17 protein-coding genes are annotated in these 22,284 nt (G+C 65.4%); 3 read left to right on the top strand and 14 right to left on the bottom strand.

The features are described from left to right. Nucleotides 1–83 precede the first annotated feature (83 nt). Nucleotides 84–1,457, top strand: a complete 1,374-nt coding sequence (locus tag AC0L3B_RS02295) for a cation-efflux pump (protein WP_085362399.1) — start codon at nt 84–86, stop codon at nt 1,455–1,457. 227 nt (nt 1,458–1,684) lie between these two features. Next, nucleotides 1,685–4,015: a PAS domain-containing sensor histidine kinase gene (locus AC0L3B_RS02290; RefSeq protein WP_018458565.1), complete on the top strand. Its 2,331-nt coding sequence runs from the start codon at nt 1,685–1,687 to the stop codon at nt 4,013–4,015. Between the two features lie 3 nt (nt 4,016–4,018). Here the strand turns inward: AC0L3B_RS02290 and AC0L3B_RS02285 are convergent, their stop codons facing one another. From AC0L3B_RS02285 to AC0L3B_RS02220, 14 genes are all read right to left on the bottom strand, one after another. Continuing rightward, the gene (locus tag AC0L3B_RS02285; RefSeq protein WP_018458564.1) at nt 4,019–4,912 is read right to left on the bottom strand and encodes a LysR family transcriptional regulator; all 894 of its coding nucleotides are present in this window, start codon (nt 4,910–4,912) and stop codon (nt 4,019–4,021) included. 152 nt (nt 4,913–5,064) lie between these two features. Beyond that, entirely contained in the window at nt 5,065–8,055 is a 2,991-nt protein-coding gene (locus tag AC0L3B_RS02280) for a bifunctional [glutamine synthetase] adenylyltransferase/[glutamine synthetase]-adenylyl-L-tyrosine phosphorylase (RefSeq protein WP_473379953.1), read from the bottom strand. Beyond that, nucleotides 8,052–9,506, bottom strand: coding sequence for a sensor histidine kinase (locus tag AC0L3B_RS02275; protein ID WP_085352306.1), 1,455 nt, complete (start codon nt 9,504–9,506; stop codon nt 8,052–8,054). Before AC0L3B_RS02275 ends, AC0L3B_RS02280 begins: the two co-directional genes overlap by 4 nt. Further along, entirely contained in the window at nt 9,490–10,170 is a 681-nt protein-coding gene (locus tag AC0L3B_RS02270) for a response regulator transcription factor (RefSeq protein ID WP_035969420.1), read from the bottom strand. The genes AC0L3B_RS02275 and AC0L3B_RS02270 overlap by 17 nt, the downstream gene beginning before the upstream one ends. Before the next feature lie 283 nt (nt 10,171–10,453). Beyond that, nucleotides 10,454–12,037 (bottom strand): Do family serine endopeptidase, encoded by a 1,584-nt coding sequence (locus AC0L3B_RS02265; RefSeq protein WP_085352305.1) that lies wholly within the window; start codon nt 12,035–12,037, stop codon nt 10,454–10,456. 232 nt (nt 12,038–12,269) lie between these two features. After that, nucleotides 12,270–12,752, bottom strand: coding sequence for a cytochrome c-type biogenesis protein (locus AC0L3B_RS02260; RefSeq protein WP_026233610.1), 483 nt, complete (start codon nt 12,750–12,752; stop codon nt 12,270–12,272). A gap of 4 nt (nt 12,753–12,756) precedes the next feature. Further along, entirely contained in the window at nt 12,757–14,739 is a 1,983-nt protein-coding gene (locus tag AC0L3B_RS02255; RefSeq protein ID WP_018458559.1) for a heme lyase CcmF/NrfE family subunit, read from the bottom strand. After that, on the bottom strand, nt 14,736–15,245 hold the full coding sequence (gene ccmE / locus AC0L3B_RS02250; protein WP_026233609.1) for a cytochrome c maturation protein CcmE: 510 nt from the start codon (nt 15,243–15,245) through the stop codon (nt 14,736–14,738). The genes AC0L3B_RS02255 and ccmE overlap by 4 nt, the downstream gene beginning before the upstream one ends. Before the next feature lie 37 nt (nt 15,246–15,282). Continuing rightward, nucleotides 15,283–16,398 carry a c-type cytochrome biogenesis protein CcmI gene (gene ccmI / locus AC0L3B_RS02245; protein WP_085362454.1) on the bottom strand — a complete coding sequence of 372 codons (1,116 nt, stop codon included), beginning with the start codon at nt 16,396–16,398 and terminating at the stop codon, nt 15,283–15,285. A gap of 131 nt (nt 16,399–16,529) precedes the next feature. Continuing rightward, a complete protein-coding gene (locus AC0L3B_RS02240; RefSeq protein ID WP_473379975.1) occupies nt 16,530–16,799 on the bottom strand; it encodes a hypothetical protein in 270 nt (89 codons plus the stop codon). 100 nt (nt 16,800–16,899) lie between these two features. Next, a complete protein-coding gene (locus AC0L3B_RS02235) occupies nt 16,900–18,300 on the bottom strand; it encodes a hypothetical protein (protein ID WP_247370886.1) in 1,401 nt (466 codons plus the stop codon). Nucleotides 18,301–18,459: 159 nt separating this feature from the next. Continuing rightward, nucleotides 18,460–19,836 (bottom strand): sensor histidine kinase, encoded by a 1,377-nt coding sequence (locus AC0L3B_RS02230; protein WP_018458555.1) that lies wholly within the window; start codon nt 19,834–19,836, stop codon nt 18,460–18,462. Nucleotides 19,837–19,957: 121 nt separating this feature from the next. Next, entirely contained in the window at nt 19,958–20,629 is a 672-nt protein-coding gene (locus AC0L3B_RS02225) for a response regulator transcription factor (protein ID WP_018458554.1), read from the bottom strand. A 231-nt stretch (nt 20,630–20,860) separates the two neighbouring features. Then, the gene (locus AC0L3B_RS02220) at nt 20,861–21,016 is read right to left on the bottom strand and encodes a hypothetical protein (protein WP_007593402.1); all 156 of its coding nucleotides are present in this window, start codon (nt 21,014–21,016) and stop codon (nt 20,861–20,863) included. Between the two features lie 233 nt (nt 21,017–21,249). On the opposite strand from AC0L3B_RS02220, the gene ku reads away from it, so the two are divergent. Next, nucleotides 21,250–22,233: a non-homologous end joining protein Ku gene (ku, locus tag AC0L3B_RS02215; protein WP_018458552.1), complete on the top strand. Its 984-nt coding sequence runs from the start codon at nt 21,250–21,252 to the stop codon at nt 22,231–22,233. Nucleotides 22,234–22,284 lie beyond the last annotated feature (51 nt).

Below are 22,284 nucleotides of genomic sequence, written 5' to 3'. Positions count from 1 at the left end.
GTTCACCCGCTCCTGCAACTCACTAGCGTCTACGCCTGTGGATCGTCGCTTGATGTTCACCCGCGGCCTGCTAAATCCCCGCCATGAGCTCCCAACACAACAAGACCTCAGTCGCAGCGATCTCGATATTCGCCAGCGGCGGCATGGCGGCGGCCAAGTTCGCGGTCGGGATCGCGATCGGCTCGCTGGCGCTAATCTCCGAGGCGCTGCATTCGTCGATCGACCTGGTCGCCACCATCATCACCTGGGCGGTGGTGCGGGTGTCCGACAAGCCGGCGGACGAAGAGCATCATTACGGCCACGGCAAGCTCGAAAGTGTCTCGGCACTGGGCGTCACCGCCCTGCTCTACGTGCTCGCCGGTGGAATCCTGGTCCAGTCCTACAGCCATCTCCGAGAGGGAGTTGCGCCGCCGACGATCTCCGCCGTCCCTTTCGTCGTGCTGGTGATCGACATCGCCGTCAATTTCTGGCGCGCCCGTGCCCTGCACCGTGCCGCACGGGAGACCAGGAGCCAGGCGCTCGCCGCCGATGCGCTGCATTTCGCCTCCGACGTGATGGGCTCGTTCGCCGTGATCGTGGGCCTGATCCTCGCCGGCCTCGGCTTCTGGTGGGGCGACGCGGCTGCCGCCGCCGCAGTGGCCGTGATGATCGCCCTGCTCGGCCTGCGCATGGCCGGCTCGACCGTGCAGACGCTGGTGGACCGCGCTCCGGAAGGCGCGCATGAGACGGCCACGGCCGCGATCCGCAGCGTGCCGGGCGTGATCGACATCGAGCGGCTCCGCGTGCGCATGGTCGGTGCCACCACGTTTATCGACACGATCGCAAAGGTGCCGCGGACCTACCCCATCGACCGGGTCGAGGACATCAAGCGCAACGCGCAAGCAGCCGTCGAGACGGCCTTCGGCGATACCGACCTCACCTTCACCGCAGTCCCCGTGGCGCGCGACAACGAGACCGTGCGCGACCGCATCATGGTCATCGCCCACAATTCGGGCCTCGCCATCCACCACGTCACCGTGCACGATCTCGGCGCCAAGCTGATCGTCAGCATCGACCTCGAGGTCGACGGGGGGATGCAGCTCTACGCCGCCCATGACGTCGCCAACACGCTGGAACGCAACATCCAGGAAGAGTTCGGCGCAGATGTCGAGGTCGACGTCCACATCGAGCCGCTGGAACCGGAACTGCCGTTCGGGGTCGATGCCGAACCGGAACGGGTGCGGGCCATCGCCGCAGCCTTGACGGAATATGCCGCCAGCGGCGAGATCCACGACATCCATAATGTTCGCGTCCGCAACACCGACGCCGGCGAGATCGTGAATTTCCACTGCCGCGCCGAGCCGTCGATGAGCGTGATCAAGGTGCACGAGCATGTCGATGCGATCGAGCGCGCGTTGCGGCGCGCGTTCCCGAGCGTGAAGCGCGTCATCAGTCACGCCGAACCGCCGCGCGCGTGACAGAGAATGTGCGAGGAGTCACACGTTCTCGTTTCGGACTCGCCGCGCACGTAAGTTTGCGGACGCACGACGCACAAACTGCGCGTTGGATAAGAATAAATTCGCGTTAACGATTCGTTGACTCTCGACAGCCCGCGAAATCTGGATTCAAATCGACCATGATTCGGAAGCGATGTGGGGCTGCTTCCGAAGTCCAGTTGCAAGCAGGTTTCCAGGGGGCTTTAGGCATGTCGCGTGCAGACGCCGCGAACGCGTGCGTCCAATCCGATTCGATCAAAGGATTGGCGCAATCGATCGCGAAACCTGCCTATCATCGGCTCCTGATAGCGGAGCCTGCGCTGCGCCGCGCCGTGCCGACGCTCATCATCGCATTCCTGATCACGATCTGCCTCGGCGCGTTCGTGCAGGTCGTCGACCAGACGCGCCAGAAGCGGCTGGTGATCCGCCACGACATCTCGGCGCTCGCCGACCTGCTCGCCGAGCGTATCGACCGCCTCACCTCCGGGCGACAGGAGCGGCTGAAGAACATCGAGAGCCTCCCGGCGTTGCTGCCCGACCTCATTCCAACCTGGGGCACCGCCTCGGGCCGCCACGTCATCGTCACCTCGGCTGGAATCGACCGCCGCATCCTCGCTCGCATCCCGATCGACAGCGATCCCTCGGGCAACGACCGCCTGCTCGACGCAATCACGACGGCGCAACTGCTGGCGGCACCGCCGCGCGACGACAACATCTCCGATATGACGCTGCCGAACGGCAACGCCGCAATGGCGACCGCGCGGCAGATCAAATCGTTGCCCGGCTTCGTGACCGTGATCCAGGAGCGCAACGAGCCGATCTGGGGCTCGGACGCCGCGCTATCGGTGACGCTGTCGGCCACCACCGGCTTCGTGGTCCTGATCCTCGGCTTCGCCTTCCACTGGCAGTCCACCCGTGCCCGCGAGGGCGACCTGATCAACGACGCCGTGCGCGGCCGGATCGACACCGCGCTCAACCGCGGCCGCTGCGGGCTGTGGGACTGGGACCTGTCGCGCGGCCGCATCTTCTGGTCGCAGTCAATGTTTTCAATGCTCGGCCTCGACGGCCGCAACGAGCTCCTCACCTTCGGCGAGGTCAACGCGCTGGTGAAGTCCGACGACATCGACCTGTTCGAGATCGCCGACCAGCTCATCTCCGAGAAGATCGACCACATCGACCAGACCTTCCGCATGCAGCATGTCGACGGCCACTGGATCTGGCTCCGCGTCCGCTGCGAGAAGACCAGCGGCGCGACCGATTCCAGCGTTCACCTGATCGGGATCGCGGTCGACATCACCGAGCAGAAGAGCCTCGCCGAGCGGACCGTGGAAGCCGATTTGCGCCTGCGCGACGCGATCGAGACCATTCCCGAAGCCTTCGTCCTGTGGGACGCCAGCGACCGCTTGGTGCTCTGCAATTCGCACTTCCAGCGCCTGCACAAGCTGCCCGACAGCGCCGTCATCCCCGGCACCTCCTACGAGACCGTGCTGGAGGTCGGCCGCATGCCGGAGGTTCGCACCCGGCACAACGAGACTGCGAGCCAGGGCCCCGGTGCGCGGACCTTCGAGGCGCAGCTCGACGACGGCAGCTGGCTGCACATCAGCGAGCGCCGCACCAAGGACGGCGGCTACGTCTCGGTCGGCACCGACATCACCCGCATCAAGGAGCACGAGCAGAAGCTGGTCGACAACGATCTACGCCTGCGCGCCACCGTCATCGACCTTAAGCGCTCGCAGGCAGCCCTGGAGCGCCAGGCGGGCGAACTCGCCGATCTCGCCGAGAAATACCAGCGCGAGAAGACCCGCGCCGAGGAAGCCAACCAGACCAAGTCGAAATTCCTCGCCAATATGAGCCACGAGCTGCGCACGCCGCTGAACGCGATCATCGGCTTTTCCGAAATCATGGGCTCGGGCATGTTCGGCGAGCTCGGCTCGGAGAAGTACCAGGAATACTGCCACGACATCCTGACCAGCGGGCATTACCTGCTCGAAGTCATCAACGACATCCTCGACATGTCCAAGATCGAGGCCGGCCGCATGAAGCTCGACATGGAAGAGCTCGACCTGGCGCAGACGCTGGCGGAATCCCTGCGGGTCGTCACCGGCCGCGCGCAGGACAAGCACCTGACGCTCGACGCCGACATCGCAAAGTCCATCTCCGTCGTCGCCGACCGTCGCGCCACCAAGCAGATCATCGTCAATTTGCTCTCCAACGCCGTGAAGTTCACGCCCGACGGCGGACGCATCGTGGTGCGCAGCCGGCAGCTCGACGACAGGATCGTGCTGATGATCGCCGACACCGGCATCGGCATCGCGCCGCATTCGCTGGCGCGGCTCGGCCGCCCCTTCGAGCAAGTCGAGAGCCAGCTCACCAAGACCTATCACGGCTCGGGACTGGGGTTGGCGATCGCCCGCTCGCTGGCGCAGCTTCATGGCGGCTCGATGCGGCTGCGCTCCAAACTCGAGGTCGGCACCGTCGTGCGCGTCACCCTGCCCCGCAACGCGATCAAGTCGGCGTCCGGAATATCGGCCGCGGCCTGAATTCTACGATTGCAGCGACGGCGCGACTTCTCGCGCGACATTGACCAGCGCCGCGATCAGCGGCGTCATCGGATCACGCTGCGGGATCACCATGCCGATGCTGTAATTGACATCGGGATCGATGATCGGGATCGAGCGCACCGTATCGGACAGGCCGAGCGTCTCGGCGAGCTTGGCCGGCATCACGCTGGCCCAGCGCCCCGTCTTCACATGCGTGAACAGCACCAGCAGCGAATTCGAGGTCAAGGTCGGCGTCGCCTCGGCGCCGACCGAACGTAACGCGCGGTCGATGATGCGGCGGTTCTGCATGTCGGGCGTCAGCAGGCACAGCGGCACCTGTCCGACCTCCCGCCACGTCACCGTCTCGCGATCACCGAACATTCCATCCGGCGCGGTGAGCAGACGATAGCTCTCGCTGTAGAGCGGAATGGTGCGCACCTTGCCGATCGGCTCGTTCTCGATATAGGTCAGGCCTGCATCCACCTCGAGATTCTCGAGCAACCCCAGCACCTCGGATGAGGTGGTGGACTGGATGCGGAAACGCACCTCGGGATGCCTGGCGCGGAACGGCGTCGTCAGCGCAGCGACCATACCGAGCACGGTCGGGATTGCCGCAATTCGGATCTCGCCGGAGAGCTGATGCTTCAGCCCGTTGATCTCGTCACGCATCGCGCGGGCATCGCCCACGATCCGCCGCGCCCAATCCAGCGCCCGCTCGCCTTCCGGCGTAAAACCCTGGAAGCGGGAGCCGCGCTGGACCAACATCACGCCGAGGATCTCCTCGAGCTGCTTCAGCCCGGTCGACATCGTCGGTTGCGTCACGCCGCACATTTCGGCGGCCCGGCCGAAATGCCGTTCCTTCGCCAGCGCCAGCAATAGTTCAAGCTTGTCGAGCAACCGTTCGTTCCCTCGGATCGTATGGTGGCATGCAAGCTAGCATGCCCTACCCCTTGCGACACGCAAAAACCGCCACGAATGCCTAGCGCTGCATCCAGCGCGTCGCCGCGACGCCCGCGGCGCGGGCTTGGAGCCGAACGTGCGGGAGGCGCTCACCTCGCTGAAGCCGACGACGACGTCCCTTCCAGCAGCGCCCTGAAGACACGGCGCACCTCGCTCTGCGTCTCCTTCACGCGCGCCTCCAGCGAGGAGAAATGCGGCGCATCGCCGGCGCGTGCCATCACGCGCAGAAGGTCGGTGCCGGCGGTCTCCGGCTTGAACCGGTCGCTGACGCAGAGCCGCAGGATCTGCGTCAGGTCGTGATACAGCCGCGCCGCGGCCCGCAATATCTCGGTCTCCGATTGCGCCAGCACGCCCAGCCTGCATGCATTTTCCAGCACCTGCATGGTGCCGGCGTCGAGAATCTCCGGCTTCTCGTGCGCATGCACGAGCTGGAGATATTGCGCGATGAAGTCGATGTCGACCATGCCGCCGGCGGCATATTTGAGATCCCAGCAATCGGCCTCGCCCTTCTCCTGGGCGATCGCGCGCCGCATGTCGGCAACATCGTTGGCGATGATTCCGGGATCGCGGCGGCGGGTCAGGACATCGCGGATGACGCGCTCGATCCGTTCCCGGAATTCGGGCGAAGCGGACACGACGCGCGCGCGCGTCAGCGCCATGTGCTCCCAGGTCCAGGCCTCGTTGGCCTGGTAGTCCGCGAACGAGACGAGGCTCGAGGCCACAGGGCCGGCACGCCCCGAGGGGCGCAGCCGCATGTCGATCTCGTAGAGCACTCCGTAATTGGTGCGCGTCGTGAACGCGCTGATCAGGCGCTGGGTGAAGCGGGCGAAGTAATGCGCACCTTGCAGTGACTTCGCACCGTCGGAGTCCGGATTGTCGCTATCGAAATCGTAAAGCAGGATCAGGTCGAGATCGGACGACGCGGTCATCTCGCGGCTGCCGAGCCGGCCCATCGCGATGATTGCGCTCTCCTGCCCCTTGATCCGGCCATGCTGGGCGGCGAAGCGGTCGGCGACGAGACCATGCACGGTATGGACGATGCCCTCGGCGACGTCGGCAAAGGCCGTGCTCGCCTGCTGCGCCGAGACGGTGCCGGAGAGAATGCGCGTGCCGATCAGGAACAGGCTCTCTTGCCCGAACAGACGCAGGCGGTCGAGGAACTCTTCGTAAGAGCCGGCATCCTGCACGGTGGTCGCAAGCCGCCCCGACAATTCCTGCCTGTCGGGCATGGCGCCGAAGAAGCGCGGATCGATCAGGCCATCCATGAGCTGCGGCTGCCGGGCGAGCATCTCGCCGAGCCGGGGCGCCGCGCCCAGCACCAGGGCGACCAGCGCGACGAGATCGCGGTTCTGGCCGAGCAGCGTGATCAGCCGGCCGCCGCGCTGAAGCGCTCCAAGGAAATGGTCGAACGCCACGACGGCCCGATCCGGCTCCTCGGCATGAGCGAGACCGTCGATGAGAGCCGGCACGAATTCGACGAATGCGTTGCGCGTCGCTTCGACGCGGAACACGCGGTACTCGCCGGTGATCCAGTCACGCACGGTCTGCGCGACGGCGGCAGGCTTCTTGAAGCCGAGCGTGGCCAGATACTGAAGCAGCCGCGGATCGTCGGGACCCGCACTGTAGTCGAGCGCCGGCAGCTTGGCCGTGCCGGTCGGATCGTCGCCTTCGAACAGTTTTTCGTAGTGGCCCTGGACGATCTCGAGCTGCCGCAGAAGGTCGCGGGCAAAGGCCTCGCGATCCGGATAGCCGAAGAACCAGGCGAAACGCTCCACCGCCTCCTTGTCCTCGGGCAGCGTGTGGGTCTGCTCGTCTGCGATCATCTGGAGGCGATGCTCGACCCGGCGCAGGAATTGGTAGGCCGTGGTCAGCTCGTCACGCGCCGAAACCGTGATCCAGTTGCTGGAAGCAAGCACGCCGAGCGCGGCGAGCGTCGGCCGCACACGCAGTTCGGGATGTCGCCCCCCGGCGATCAATTGCTGGGTCTGGGCGAAGAACTCGATCTCGCGGATTCCGCCGCGCCCGACCTTCACGTTATGCCCTTCGACCGCAACCTCGCTCTGGCCGCGATAGGTCTGCATCTGCCGCTTCATGTCGTGAACGTCGGCAAGCGCGGCAAAGTCGAGATGCTTGCGCCAGACGAAGGGCGCGATCTCCGCGAGCAGCGCCGCGCCCGCCCTGGGATCGCCGGCGCAGGCTCGCGCCTTGATCATCGCGGCGCGCTCCCAGGTACGCCCTTCCCGCTCGTAATAGTTCAGCGCGGCGTCGCGCGAAATCGCCACCTGCGTCGAGGATGGATCGGGACGCAGGCGCAGATCGACGCGGAAGACGTAGCCGTCATAAGTGCGCTGCTGGAGAATGCGCGCCATCCCCTGCGTCACCCTCACGAAGAACGGCTGGGGTTCGATATCGGCGGCGAGCGTCGTATTGTCGGGATCGAAGAACACGATGAGATCGATGTCGCTGGAATAGTTCAGCTCGCCTGCGCCCATCTTGCCCATCGCAAGCACGATCAGCCCGCAGCCCTCCTCCGACGCCTCGGGATTGGGCGGCGAGAGCTTGCCGCGTGCGGCTTCCTGCCGCAGGAGGTACTGAAGCGCCGCCCGCACCGAGGACACCGCGACATCGGTGAGCGCTGCGGTCACCCGCATCACCGGCCAGACCCCGCCGATGTCGCACAATGCGATCAGGAGCGCGGCCTCCGCCTTCATGCGGCGAAGCAGCCGCATCACCTCGGCTTCATCGGATGCCGCGAGCACGGCGCCGTTCGCCTCCGCGATCAGCGTGGCGAGATGCGCATCCGGATCGCATTCCAGCAGCCGGATCAGGCGCTGCGGATCAGCGCGCAGCAGCTCAAACAGATAAGGCGAGAATTCCGCGATGCCGGCCAGGATGTCCCGCGCGAAGCGGTGAGCCAGCAGCGCTTCAAGACGGGTGAATTGCGCTGGCTCGAGCTCGGCCAGCCACCTTTCAAAACGTCCTTGGTCGGTGACGGAAGCGGCAATATGGGGAGCCTCCGCGAAGCGTGCGGCAAGTCTCTCACCATGCTTGTCCGCGTTTCCCGGCGCGGAGTGGTTCATGCCACCTTCTGTGGCACATCCGGCATTGGCGGAGCAACCCTGTCGCCCGCGCGCGCCGGCAGCACCAGCGTGGCGACAAGACCGGGCTGGGCGTCACCCAACCTCAACTCACCGCCATGCAATGTCGCGACCGCGGAGGCGAGACTGAGACCGAGGCCGGATCCAGGCAGCGTGCGGCTCGCTTCCAGCCGCACGAATCGTTCCACCACATGCTTGCGGTCGGCTTCGGGGATTCCGGGACCGCGATCGGTGACGCTGAGCAGCACCTGATCGCCCTCGCGCCTCGATTCGATCGTGATCTGCCTGCCCTCCATGCTGACCACGGTTCCCGCGGATTGCGCGACCGGCTTGCCGTATTTGACCGCATTCTCGACAAGATTGGCGAGGGCCTGGCTGATCAACTCGCGGTTGGCGTGAACCGGCGTCGGCTCGCACCTGACCTTCAAAGTCATGCCGTCGTCTTCGGCCAGCGGCTCGTAGAGTTCGTGAATGCCGTTGGCGACATCGGCGGCGTCGAAATCATCCATGTTACCGCGCGCCTGCCCGGACTCGGCGCGCGCGATCATCAGAAGCGCGTTGAAGGTACGGATCAGCCCGTCGGATTCCTCGATGGTCCGCTCCAGCGCGGCGCGGTAATCGACCTCGCCGCCGGATTTCGCCAGCGCCTCCTCGGCGCGGTTGCGCAGGCGCGTCAGCGGCGTCTTGAGATCGTGAGCGATGTTGTCGGAGACCTCCTTCAGCCCCGCCATCAGCGCCTCGATCCGCTCCAGCATGGCGTTGAGATTTTCGGCGAGGCGGTCGAGCTCGTCGCCACTGCGCCCTACCGGCAGGCGTTCGCTGAGATCGCCGGTCATGATCCGATGGGCGGTGCCGCTCATCGCATCAATGCGCCTCAAAACCCTGCGCGCCACAAAGATGCCGCCGCCCAGGCCGAGCACAACGACGATCAGGATCGACCATTGCGCGGCCTTCGCCACGATGCCGAACAGCCGTCGCCGCTCGGCCAGATCGCGTCCGATCAGAAGCCGGAAGCCGTTTTCCAGTTCGGTGACGCGGACGAGCGCAAGGTGGTCGCGATCGTCGGCGTCCTCGATACGCCGGTAGGCGGTCTCGGACCAGCCGCGCTTCGCCATCACGCCGGGCGCCAGCGAGCCGACATTGCCGGCGATCGCCTGCCCGGTCGGCGTCGTCACGAGATAGAGGTTGGCACCCGGACGCAGCGCCCGGTACTCGATCGCGAGCACGAGAGCGCGCAAGCCGCGGCGGCCGTAGATCTCGCTGATCTCCGAGGTCTCGGCATTGACTGTCTGCGTGATCTCCTCGGTGATCAGCCGCCGCGTATTCCAGGCGAAATAGGCCAGCAGCGAGGCCGCGAACATCGCGAACAACAGCAAATAGACCAGCGTCAGCCGGAATGCCGTGGTGCGGACGAGTTTACCGAATGCCGTCACGGATCATGTATCCCGCGCCGCGGATCGTGTGCAGCAGCGGCCGCTCAAAACCCTTGTCGATCTTGGAGCGCAGCCGCGAAATGTGCACGTCGATGACGTTGGTCTGCGGATCGAAATGATAGTCCCAGACGTTCTCAAGCAGCATGGTGCGGGTCACCACCTGGCCCGCATGCTTCATGAGGTATTCGAGCAGGCGGAATTCGCGCGGCTGGAGCGTCAGCTCGTCCTTGCCGCGCGCGACGCGATGGGAGAGCCGGTCGAGCTCGAGATCGCCGACGCGGTACAGCGTGTCCTCGGCCGGACCGCCGCGGCGGCGCGACAGCACCTCGACCCGGGCCAACAGCTCGGCGAAGGAATAGGGTTTCGGCAGATAATCGTCGCCGCCAGCGCGCAGGCCCTTGATGCGGTCGTCGACCTGGCCGAGCGCGGAGAGAATCAGCACCGGCGTCGAATCGTCCTTGTCGCGGAGCGCGCCGATCACCGACAGGCCGTCGCGCTTGGGCAGCATGCGGTCGACCACCAGCACGTCGTAATCGCCGTTCTCGGCCATGGCAAGGCCTTCCTCGCCGTCGGCGGCGTGGTCGGCAATGTGCCCGACCTCACGAAACGCCTTCACGAGGTAGTCGGCGGATTCGCGGTCGTCTTCGATGATGAGGAGGCGCATCGTGCGTTCGGCAACGGTCAAGGGAGTGAACCTTCTCTAAACATGGCGCGAGCGGCAATCGCATGCAAGCCGAGTGAGAGACTCTGGCATCGAGAAAAAGGCGGGCGGTGAAGCTGGGGGGACTTCACCGCCCTAGGCCTTCCGACGGAGGGGGGCGTATTCCACCGGAAGGTAGATAGGGGAAGCAAACGTTGCGCTGCTCCCCCGAAGGGCGCCGTCGGCGGGGGCGACTGATGCCGGCGACACCCTTCATCTCGGAGGCCTCCTGAGGCCGAGCCCTTGGTTAGCCCTTCGCGATGGGCACGGCGACGAAGCGCGACTGACCGCCGCTCTTCACCCGCATCAGGACGCTGTTCTTGTTGTCAGTCCGCGCCGTGTTGATGGCGTCGCGAACTTCGCCGGCGGTGCTCACGCTCTTGCCGCCGACTTCGAGAATCACGTCACCTTCCTTGAAGCCGCGTTCGGCTGCGGCGCTCTTCGGATCGACTTCGGTGACCACGACGCCTTCCTTGCCGGCGCCGGCCACGGAATCGGCGGGCGCGACGGTCATGCCGAGCTTGGGCACGTCGGTGCCGCGGCTCGCGCCCTTGCCGCTGTCCTTGTCGATGTCGGCCTTGGCTTCGATCGTGTTCGGCAGCTGGCCGAGGGTGAGGTTCACCACCTTGTCCTGGCCCTTGTGCAGCACGTTGAGCTTCACGGTCGCGCCGGGCGCCAGGCCGCCAATGGTGCGGGCGAGCTCGCGCGCGTCCTTGACCGATTCGCCGTTGACCGACGTGATCACGTCACCGGACTCGATGCCGGCCTTGGCCGCCGGACCATTCGCCTGCGGCTCCGCAACCAGCGCACCTTCGGCCTTCTTCATGCCGAGGCTGTCTGCGATGTCGGGTGTCACCGGCTGAATCTGCACGCCGATCCAGCCGCGGCTAACCGAGCCCTTGTCCTTGAGCTGCGCCACCACGCTCTTCACGGTGCTGGCGGGGATCGAGAACGCGATGCCGACGCTGCCGCCGGAAGGCGAGTAGATCGCGGTGTTGACGCCCATCACCTCACCATTGGTGTCGAACGCGGGACCGCCGGAATTGCCCTTGTTCACGGGGGCGTCGATCTGGATGAAATCGTCGTAGGGGCCGTTGCCGATGTCGCGGCCGCTGGCCGAAACGATGCCGGCAGTCACGGTGCCGCCGAGGCCGAACGGGTTGCCCACCGCGAGCACCCAGTCGCCGATCCGCGGCTTGCCGTCGGCAAGCTTCGCGAACGGGAAGTTCGAGCTGCCCTCGACCTTGATCAAGGCAAGGTCGGTGCGCTGGTCGGTACCGATCACCTTGGCGGTGTAGGTCTTGCCGTCGTCGGTGGTGACCTCGACCTTGTCGGCGCCGTCGACCACGTGGTTGTTGGTCACGGCAAAGCCGTCAGCCGAGATGAAGAAGCCGGAGCCCTGGCCCTGCACGACGCGGCCACGACCGCCACCACCCTTTAGGCCAGGGATACCATCCGGACCGCCGAAGCGGCGGAAGAACCGCTCCATCGGCGAGCCCGGCTGGAACGGTGAGGAGGAATCATCGCCGTCATCGTTGCTCGCGGTCTTCTCCTTCATGTTGACCTTCACCGAGATCACCGAAGGTTTCACGCGCTCGACAATGTCGGCAAAGCCGATCGGGCGTTCGACCTTGCGGACCTCGTTGTTGACCTGTGCATGTGCCGGGCTCGAGAACAGGTCGGCCGGCGAGGTCGACGTGCCGAAGCCGTAGACGGCGGCGCCGAGGCCGGCGACGACCGATGCCATCAGCGCGATCTTGCGGGCCGAGAAAACGGACCGGCGGGGCTGCTGGTAGGACGGAAGTTTCGAGAGGTCGGAACGGTCGGTCATGCAGAGATCTCCAGGGCCTTGAAATCCATTTGGTACCTGACGGCGGCACCTTACGGACCTGAAGATGGGGGCTGTCGCCTTACCGTGCGCTGGCGGCGGGGTTAAACTTTTGTAATGAACCGGACATGCGGATGCGGCAGTTTATCGCGGCCAAAACTAGTGAACCTGCAGGAACTTAACCAAGTTCCAGGAACCCCCGCGCAGTGCCGGCTTGATGCGCGCAGCAACGTAGCTAGCTGGATTTGGCTTCATCCGCCATCAATGCGGCGAGCCGCGCTTCCTCGTCGGGCGTGAGCGGCGGAGCCGGTAGGTCTGCACCATTTCGCGCGCGCCGGCGGATTTGCAGCCATAGCGCCAGGCTGCCGCCAATCAGCAGCAACGGCGCGAGCAGCCACAGCAGCATGTTCTGGCGCTCGAAGCGCGGCTTGAGCAGCACGAACTCGCCGTAGCGCGCGACCAGGAAATCGAGCACTTGCGAATTGCTGTCGCCGGCCGCGATACGCTCGCGCACCAGGAGCCGCAAATCGCGCGCCAGCGGCGCATCGGAATCGTCGATCGACTGGTTCTGGCAGACCATGCAGCGCAGCTCACGCGACAGATCGCGTGCACGCGACTCCTTCACCGGATCCGACATGATCTCGTCCGGCTGCACGGCATGCGCCGCAGGCAAGGCCAGCAGCATCAGCGCGATGAACGCGACCATCATTCGGCGCATCAGATCACTCCGCCGGCTGCAGGCGCTGCTTGGCACGCGCCGGTTTCGGCGCGCCGACTCGCAGGCGCCGGTCCGACAGCGATAGCACGCCGCCGAACGCCATCAGCACCGGTCCCCACCAGATCAGCAGCACCAGCGGCTTGTGATAGATGCGCACGGCAATGGCGCCTTCGGCAGTGGCGTCGCCGAGCGAGATGTAGAGCTGGCTGGCGCCGCGCGTCAGCAGCGCGGCCTCGGTGGTCGAGGAGCCGCGGGTGGTGAAGCTGCGCTTGGACGGCGTCATCACGCTGAGCATCTCGCCGTCGTGGCTGACGTTGAATTCGGCGATCATCTCGTGGAAGTTCGGTCCCTGGCGCTGAAACAGGCCGTCCAGCTTGACGTCATAGCCGGCGACATGGGCGACGTCGTTCTGCTTCATCGTCGCGATATATTCGCTGTTCCAGGTGGTCTCGCAGACGATTCCGATCAGCGCAACGCCGAGGCCGGCATGCGCAAATACCGAGCCCCAGGCCGAGCGCGGCAGACCGCGGGCACGATGCAGCGTCGTCGCGAACGGCAGCCGGAACAAGCCGGTTCGTTCGGCCAGATCCGTGACGGCGCCGGCAATGACGAAGACGCCAAGTCCGATTGCCAATGGCGCGAGCGCGCTGCCGCCGCGCACCCAGCCCCAGACCATCGCGACGGCGATAAGCCCGGCAACGCCGGCCGCCAGCAGGCGTTGGGTGACGCCTAGCAGATCGCCGCGTTTCCACGCCAGCATCGGCCCGAACGGCACGGCGAGCAGCAATAGCGTGAACAGCGGAGCGAAGGTGAGATTGTAGAACGGCGCGCCGACCGACATCTTGAAATCGGCGAGCATCTCCATCGCCAGCGGATAGAGCGTGCCGAACAGCACCACCGCGCAGGCCACAGTGAGCAGCAGATTGTTCAGCACCAGCGCACCCTCGCGCGAGATCGGTGCAAACAGGCCGCCCTGCTTCAACGACGTCGCGCGCCCCGCGAACAGCGACAGGCTGCCCCCGATGAACAGGCAGAGAATCAGGAGAATGAACACCCCGCGGGTTGGATCGGTCGCGAAGGCATGCACCGAGGTGATGACCCCCGAGCGCACCAGGAAGGTCCCAAGCAGCGATAGCGAGAAGGTCAAGATCGACAAGAGGATGGTCCAGACCTTCAGCGCGTTGCGCTTCTCCATCACCAGAGCCGAATGAAGCAGCGCGGTGCCGGCAAGCCAAGGCATCAGCGAGGCGTTCTCGACCGGGTCCCAGAACCACCAGCCGCCCCAACCCAGTTCGTAATAGGCCCAGTACGAGCCCATGGCGATACCGAGCGTCAGGAAGATCCAGGCGACCAGCGTCCACGGCCGCACCCAACGCGCCCAGGCGGCATCGATCCGCCCCTCCAGCAACGCCGCGATCGCGAAGGAAAACGAAATTGAGAAGCCGACATAGCCGAGATAGAGCATCGGCGGATGCACGGCGAGACCGATGTCCTGAAGCACCGGATTGAGATCGCGTCCCTCGATCGGCGGGTTGGTGATGCGCAGGAACGGGTTGGAGGTCACCAGGATGAAGAGATAGAAGGCGCTGGCGATCCACGCCTGTACGGCCAGCACGTGCGCGCGCAGCGACAGCGGCAGATTGTTGCCGAAGGCCGCGACCAATCCGCCGAACAGCGCGAGGATCGACACCCACAAGAGCATCGAGCCTTCATGGTTTCCCCACACGCCAGTGATCTTGTAGAGCAGCGGCTTCATGGAGTGGGAATTCTCGTAGACGTTGACGACGGAGAAGTCCGACTCCACGTGCAGCATCACAAGCGCGATGAACGACGCACCGACGAACAGAAGCTGCGCCAGCGCAGTGGAGCGCGCCACATTCATCAGCGCGTCATCGCGCAACCGCGCGCCGATCAGGGGCACGATGGACTGGATCAGTGCCAGTCCGAGCGCCAGCACCAGCGCGTAATGTCCTGACTCCGCGATCACCGAACTGCTCCCTGCGGATTGCCCTGCGCGGTCGTGGCCGCGGGCTTGACGCCGTCGGAAGCTTTGGCGCCGTAATCATCCTTCCAGTGCCCCTGCTTCTTCAGGGCATCGGCGACGTCCTTTGGCATGTAGGTCTCGTCGTGCTTGGCGAGCACGGTGTCGGCCTTGAACACGCCGTCAGCATCGAGCGCGCCTTCGGCGACGACGCCCTGCCCCTCGCGGAACAGATCGGGCAAAATGCCCTTGAAGGCGACCGGAAGCTTTGCGCCGCCGTCGGCGACCTCGAAGGTCACAGCGAGATTGTCGCCGCGCTGGAGCGAGCCGGGCTGCACCAGGCCGCCGAGGCGAAACCGCTTGCCGGGCGCAACGTGCTTCTCGGCGACCATGGTCGGCGTCGAAAAGAACACGATGGAGTCGCGCAGCGCGTTGAGCACCAGCGCGGCCGCGAGGGCGAGCACGGCGAGCGAGCCGCCGATGATGGTCATACGTCGCTGCTTGCGCGTCATGGCGTATCCATTCCCTGCCCGTCTCGTCCTGACATCATCATCCGTCGAGCCCGAGCGTCTTGAGGCCTTCATCGAGCTGGCGCAGCCGCGCTGCATCGTTGGCAACCGCCTGGCGGGCATCGGTCGATGCCCCCACTGCCTTGTCGCGATCACCCATGACGAGATAGGCGCGCACCAGGCGCAGCCAACCCTCGACGTCGTCGCCGTTCTGCTTGAGGCGCGTGGCGAGCCGTTCGACCATGCCGCGAACCATCGCGTTGCGATCGACCTCTTTCATGTCCTTGGAAGCTGCGAGGGTCTCATCCGACAGCGCCGGCATCGTCGCGCCACCGCCACCGACCCGCGCGAGCGAGGTCTGCACCAGAGGCCGCCACGGCGCATCCGCCGGCGCTTTCGCCAGCAGCGCGCGCCAGATATTGGCGGCATCGTCTTTGCGGCCGTCCTGCTCGGCGGCGAGACCGAGAAAATAGTTCGCCTTGGGGTCGTCGGCGCTGAGCGCGCGCGCGCGCTCGAACTCGGTCTTGGCCTCGGCGGTCACGACGCCGCCGGCGGCGGCCGAGATCGCTTCGCCGAGATCGGACCGGCGCTCCGCGCTCTCGCCATTGTAGGTGAGCGAGTTGCGATAGGCGCGCACGGCGTCGTCGAACCGACCCAGCCGCTCCAGCACGGGCGCGATCACGTTCCAGCCGCGCCCGTCGGTCGGATTCTTTTCCAGATGTTGCTCGACCTGTACGACCAGATTCTCGAGCGACTGCGCCATGCCGGACCCGGATCCGCGCTCCCGCTGCGCCAGTGGAAAGTCCTGAAGCCTGGGCGAGCCGAGCGGCACATAGACACCAATCGCAACCAGCGGCAGGCCGGCAAGCGCCAGCACGGCCGCCGCGCGGCGCCATTTGAGGCTGGATTTCGGTGCCGTTGCGGGCTCGCTGCCGGCCGCGGCAAGCAGCCTGCGGCTGACCTCGACGCGCGCGGCCTCGGCTTCGGGCGCGGCGATCAGCCCTGCGGCAAGATCACGCTCGATCTCGGCGAGTTGGTCCTTGTAGACCGCGACCTCGCTGCCCTGATTTTGCGCGCGTCCGCTACGGCCGAGCGGCAAAAGCACGGCGAAGATCGCCGCGACCGTCATCAGCGCGAACACGAACCATAGCATCATCTGGCAAGCTTCCGGCAGCGCGCAAGCCGCGCCCACAGGTCGCTTTACACCACGGCCGGACGATGCGGCAATTGACAATTGTCAATTCGGCGCGACCGCGCACAGTCCCGAAATGGTGAAAATCCAACGGCTTAGCCGATCTCGAAGTCCGCGCTTTGAGCGGCGTCCTCGCCATGTCCGTTGAAGGCCTTCAGGAAATATGTTCCCGGCTCGATAGCGTCGGGCAATCTGATGCGCAACGCCCCGACGGGAACGGGTGATGCAACCCTGGTGACGGTCTCAGGAAGCTGCCGACCGCTTGCCCTCTCGACCAGCACCACCTTCGCGCCGACCATCAGCCTTCGATATTTGGCAACAACGACGCGATTCTCGATTTCGATGGAACTGATAACGGATTTCATGCGCCCACAGATAGAAATATAAAAAACGTGCACGGCGACCGTAGGGCCAGCCACCGACACCGTCAACCTGAAATTGTGACTACTGAAATATGCGCCTGGATCAGCTAGCGCGCGACGATTTGCGCTCGCCCGTGGCCGCGTTCTCCGCGGCGCGGCTCATCAGCGAAGCATAATCATCGCCGAACAGCACCTGGCAGAAGCGGATCGCGGCCTGCACCTGCTGCTGCCGATAGGTGCGGACCTTGTGATCGGCGCCGCGCAGCGACTGCACCAGCTGCTCAGTCGAACGCTCGACATATTGCTGGAGGTCGGAATAGGTGCGCAGTGTCACCTCGTTGATCGCAAGCTCGCTCGCATAATTGCGGCAGGTGGCGACGAAATCGATCAGCGCGACGGTTTCCTCGACCTCGGTGCTGTCGATCCGCGCGCCCGGCGGAATGTCCTTCTCGGCGCGCTGGCGCAGGATGCGGCGGACGCGGCCGGGAACACTGTCGATCTCGGATTGCAGCGCGTTAGAGATGTCGGCCCGGATCGAGGTCAACTGCTTGCCCCAGGCAGAATCGTTGCGCAGGTCGAGCTCGGTACGCAGGCCTCGCACGCCGTCGTGCAGCGTCTTGAGATTGGCGGCGACATTGTCGAAATGGCCGCGCTTGATGTCCATGCGCAGGATGGCGGCCACGCAGGACAGATCATGCAGCGCGATCGTGACGGCGACGCCATAGGGCGTTGCCGCAACACGGATCTCGTCGTCGGACGCGGCAATCTTGATGGCGAGGCGGATGATCTGCCACGGCGCGGTCATCCGCTGCACGACGATGGAGAGCGCGAAGGGCAGCATCTGCGGGGTCTGGAGGACGGGAATGTTGAGCGCTGCAGTCACCGAGGCGATCTGGGCATCGCCGAAGGCGCGCAAAGAGCGCGGCAGCTTCTCGTTCAAGGTGGCAATGGCGTCGCGGACCGCGAGCACCGCCCCGGTCGAATAGAGGTCCTCAATCACGTTGGGCGGACCAACGCGGGCGAGCGCACGCGACTTGTCACCCCCGCCCGGCCCCGTCAGCTCGAAGATGGCATCCGCAGCGACCGCCTGGAGCTTCGAGGCCAGCGCTTCGACCTGCCCTGCGCTGTCGGCCGGCGTGCGCGCCAGCGCCGCCTCGAGTTCCTTCAGCTTATCCGGAGCACCGTCGCGGCCGAGCCATTGCCAGATCGGAGCCAGCGAGGAGCGGCGGACCTGCCCGACCCGGATCGGGGCGCCTGCTTCGACCAGGAAGGGTTCCAGCACCTGGAACAGCAGCCGCGACAGATCGTCCGTACGCGGCGGTGCGGCCTCGTCGGCTTCCGTCTTGCGGACAATCTTGCGCAGCTGGTCGAGCACGAGGGTTGCCACGGCCGTGTCCTGGCCGCGCTCGAGCGCACGCTCGAACTCTCGCATCAGCAGCGCCTGCGCCTGCGGCGGGAGCTGCGCGAGATAGTCCCTCAGCCGCTCGATCGATGTCTGGCTCATGCGCCCGGGTAATGAACGGTAAAATGGCGGACGTGGGATCCGTCCTGCTCGATCATAGGTGGGGCCACTTAAGAAGCCGTTTAGGAAGTCCCTCCGAATACCCCTGGTTTCGTCCAGATCGGTGTGAAGCAGGCCAAATAGTCGCGTCGGAACAAGGGATTATATTCCGGGGAGGACCAGCTCCGCCCGCAGGCCCCCCGTCGGTGCGCGCCCGAGGGAGAGGCTGCCGCCATAGAGCGCAGCGAGCTCGGTCACGATCGACAGTCCCAGCCCCGATCCGGGCTTGGACTCGTCGAGCCGCTGGCCGCGCCGTGAGACCTGGGTGCGCTCGGCCTCCGACAGGCCGCGGCCGTCATCGTCGACGATGATATGCAGCCGCGGACCGATGCTCGCCTGCTGCGGCGCTTCCGCCAGAACTTCGATGAAGACCCGCGACGCCGCCCATTTGCAGGCGTTGTCGACGAGGTTGCCGACCATCTCCTCCAGATCCTGCCGCTCGCCGCGAAATTTCGCCGACGGATCGGCCTCGGCCTCGACCACGATGCCGCGGCCGCGGTGGATCTTCTCCATGGTCCGCCGCAGTGCCTCGATGGCCGGTGCCACCTCCGTCACCGTCGCAACGACCGAGACCCGCGCCGCGATGCGCGCGCGCTCGAGATGATGGGCGACCTGGTCGCGCATCACGTCGGCCTGCTCCATCACCTTGGCCGCGAACGGATCGGTGGCATGCGCGCCGGCCTCGTTCACGATGACCGAGAGCGGCGTCTTGATGGCGTGGGCGAGATTGCCGACATGGGTGCGCGCGCGCTCCACGATCTCGCGATTGGCGTCGATCAGCGCGTTGGTCTCGCGCGCCAGCGGTGCGATCTCGACCGGGAACTCGCCCTCGAGCCGCTCCGCCCGCCCGGACCGGATGTCGGCGATGGATTCGGAGATGCGCTTGAGCGGCGCGAGACCGAAGCGGACCTGAAACACGGTGGTCAGCAGCAACACGATACCGAGCGCGGTGAAGGTGCCGCCGAGGTAGTAATCGAAACTGCGCGTCTCGTCGAAAATCTCGGTGTCGTCACCGGCGACACTGACGAGAAATTTGCCGTCCGCGCCGAGATCGACCGGCCGCTCCACCATGCGCAGGTTCTGTCCCTCTGGACCGTCGACATAAGCGATCCGGATGCCGGCGGCTGTGAGCTCGGTGCCCTGCTCTTCCAGCTTTGGCAGCTTCTTGTCCCAGAGCGAGCGCGAGGAGCGCACCTCCGGCTTTTCGGTGTCGGTCCGCGTGATCTGCCAGTACCAGCCGGACAACGGCAGTTCGAACAAGGGCTCGCCGAGCGACTGGAACTGGCGGTCCGGCGGCTCGTCGGGTGTGGCGACCTCGGCGATCAACGTGCGGAGATAGAGATTGAGCCGGCGGTCGAAGGCGCGCTCGGTGGCGTTCTTGTAGACCGACGACAGCACCACGCCGGTGATGGCCAGGATCACGACGAGCCACGCGGTCGCCGACAGAAACAGGCGGTTCGCAAGCGAGCTGGCGGGCATCGGAATGATCCCGGAGGCGCGGGGTGGCATGGCGTCGGAACTCATGACCCGAACAAGGCCCCTGCTGCGCCGCCCGTCAAGCCAAGATACGTCTAGACGAGATAGTTCGAGACACCGCGCTTCAAGCGCCGGGGGCCGGCGGGGTCAGGAGATAGCCGAGGCCACGGACAGTCTGGATGATGTCGACGTCGAGCTTCTTGCGGATGCGGCCGACGAAGACCTCGATCGTGTTGGAGTCGCGGTCGAAGTCCTGGTCGTAGAGATGCTCGACCAGCTCGGTACGGGACACGACACGCCCCGAATGGTGCATCAAGTAGGCCAGAAGCCGATATTCGTGCGACGTCATCTTGATGGGATTACCCGACACGCTGACCCGGCCGGTCCTGGTGTCGAGCGTGACGGGGCCGCAGGTCAGCTCGCTCTGGGCGTGGCCGGTGGAGCGGCGCAGCAGCGCGCGGATCCGCGCCAGCACCTCCTCCAGGTGGAACGGCTTTGCGACATAGTCGTCGGCACCGGCATCGAAGCCCTGGACCTTGTCGCTCCAGCGGTCGCGCGCGGTGAGGATCAGGACCGGCATGGTGCGGCCGTTGCGCCGCCAGGCCTCCAGCACCGAGATGCCGTCCTTCTTCGGCAGGCCGATGTCGAGCACCACGGCATCGTAGGGCTCGTTGTCACCGAGAAAATGCCCCTCCTCCCCGTCGAAGGCGCGATCGACGACATAGCCGGCGTCGGTCAGCGCCTTGGTAAGCTGGCGATTGAGATCGGGGTCGTCCTCAACGACGAGCAGGCGCACGCTTCTCTCCAGAATTAGGCCGCATGAACACCTGCACAGATGAGCAATTCCGGCGTGAACTGAATATGAACACCGGGGAACCGGCCGCGTTACTTTTTGGTCATATCCGACCAGTTCGCAGTCAACGCACTGCGCCCGCCATGCCACCGGACGAACCGACGGCATGGCGGGCGCAATGTGCCGCGTTACGCGGCGAGTCGGAAGGTGCAAACCGTCCGGTCGATCTGCCGATCAGGTCCGGAAGAACACGAACCAGATGACCGCGAGGATCAGGATCGCGAGCCCGGTTGATATGGCGAGCAGCGCCGCCACCGACGGCCCAGGCTCGCCCTGGCGCGCCTCCGTCGGAGTTTCCACGATCTGACGTTGGTCTCGCGTGGTTGCCATGGTGACCTCAATTTCTGGCCGTCGCATCGGATGGCCGCGACTCCTCGCGGCGAATGTCCAGTGGCAACGCATGATCGGATATGATGTTCCGGTTTTTGCAGCCGGATCGGGCTGCAACCGCGCGCCGGGCGGCCGATTAACGCAGTTGCAAGATTCAGCGATCCGCCTTGCTATGATTCGGTGTTCCCCGATGGTATCTTCGTCTTCTGTCCCCGTTGCGTTTGGAGTAGCCCATGGCCCCCCGCGCCAATTGGAAGGGTTTTCTGCGTTTGTCGCTCGTGACCTGCCCGGTCGCGCTCTATCCGGCCACTTCGGATACCGAGAAAGTCTCGTTCAACCAGATAAACCGCAAGACCGGCCACCGGATCAAGTACCTCAAGGTCGACGCCGAGACCGGTGACGAGGTGACTTCGGAGGACATCGTCAAGGGCTACAAGGTCGACACCGACACCTATATCGAGGTCACCAAGGACGAGCTCGACGACATCGCGCTGGAGTCCACCCACACGATCGAGATCGACGAGTTCGTACCGAAGACCGACATCGACAGCCGCTATCTGATCCGCCCCTACTATCTCGTGCCCGACGGCAAGGTCGGCCACGACGCATTTGCGGTGATCCGCGAGACGATCCGGAGCATGGACAAGGTCGCGATCGGCCGCGTGGTGCTGACCAACCGCGAGCACATCATCGCGCTGGAGCCGCTCGGGAGCGGCCTGATGGGGACGCTGCTGCGCTACCCCTACGAGGTGCGCGGCGAGAAGGACTATTTCGACGACATCCAGGACGTGAAGCTGACCAAGGACATGCTCGACCTTGCAAAGCACATCGTCGAGAAGAAGTCCGGCGCGTTCGAGCCTGAGCTGTTCGAGGACCATTACGAGACCGCACTGATCGACCTCATCAACAAGAAGCGCAGCGGCGCGCCCATCGCAGCAAAGGCCGCGCCCAAGACCAGCGGCAACGTTATCAACCTCATGGACGCGCTGAAGAAGAGCATCGCGAACGAGAAGGACGCAGGCCCCGCGGCGAAGGTGGCCAAGGACGTGACCAAGGACGCCGTCAAGGGCAAGAAGCCGAAGAAGCGCGTCGAAGGCCAGCGTGAGATGCTGCTGCCGATCACCGGCAAGGGCGGCAAGGACACTGCTGCGAAAGCCGCTCCCAAAAAGGCGGACAAGCCGGTGCGCGCGCCGGCCCGGGCGAAGAAGGCCGGCTAGCGGCATCGCACAGCGCCGACGCCGTGATGCTGCCCCTCGTCGATCGGCCGA

This window comes from Bradyrhizobium sp. Kon56, assembly GCF_055807635.1.
This window is presented reverse-complemented; position numbering and strand designations above follow the sequence as displayed.

Bases quoted from the DNA above. Each gene is read 5' to 3' on its own strand.
- AC0L3B_RS02290 (WP_018458565.1), top strand. From the start codon at position 1,685: ATGTCGCGTGCAGACGCCGCGAACGCGTGCGTCCAATCCGATTCGATC.
- AC0L3B_RS02295 (WP_085362399.1), top strand. From the start codon at position 84: ATGAGCTCCCAACACAACAAGACCTCAGTCGCAGCGATCTCGATATTC.
- AC0L3B_RS02270 (WP_035969420.1), bottom strand. From the start codon at position 10,170: ATGCGCCTCCTCATCATCGAAGACGACCGCGAATCCGCCGACTACCTC.
- AC0L3B_RS02230 (WP_018458555.1), bottom strand. From the start codon at position 19,836: ATGCCCGCCAGCTCGCTTGCGAACCGCCTGTTTCTGTCGGCGACCGCG.
- ccmI (WP_085362454.1), bottom strand. From the start codon at position 16,398: ATGATGCTATGGTTCGTGTTCGCGCTGATGACGGTCGCGGCGATCTTC.
- AC0L3B_RS02235 (WP_247370886.1), bottom strand. From the start codon at position 18,300: ATGAGCCAGACATCGATCGAGCGGCTGAGGGACTATCTCGCGCAGCTC.
- ccmE (WP_026233609.1), bottom strand. From the start codon at position 15,245: ATGACGCGCAAGCAGCGACGTATGACCATCATCGGCGGCTCGCTCGCC.
- AC0L3B_RS02280 (WP_473379953.1), bottom strand. From the start codon at position 8,055: ATGAACCACTCCGCGCCGGGAAACGCGGACAAGCATGGTGAGAGACTT.
- AC0L3B_RS02265 (WP_085352305.1), bottom strand. From the start codon at position 12,037: ATGACCGACCGTTCCGACCTCTCGAAACTTCCGTCCTACCAGCAGCCC.
- AC0L3B_RS02240 (WP_473379975.1), bottom strand. From the start codon at position 16,799: ATGAAATCCGTTATCAGTTCCATCGAAATCGAGAATCGCGTCGTTGTT.
- AC0L3B_RS02220 (WP_007593402.1), bottom strand. From the start codon at position 21,016: ATGGCAACCACGCGAGACCAACGTCAGATCGTGGAAACTCCGACGGAG.
- AC0L3B_RS02260 (WP_026233610.1), bottom strand. From the start codon at position 12,752: ATGCGCCGAATGATGGTCGCGTTCATCGCGCTGATGCTGCTGGCCTTG.
- ku (WP_018458552.1), top strand. From the start codon at position 21,250: ATGGCCCCCCGCGCCAATTGGAAGGGTTTTCTGCGTTTGTCGCTCGTG.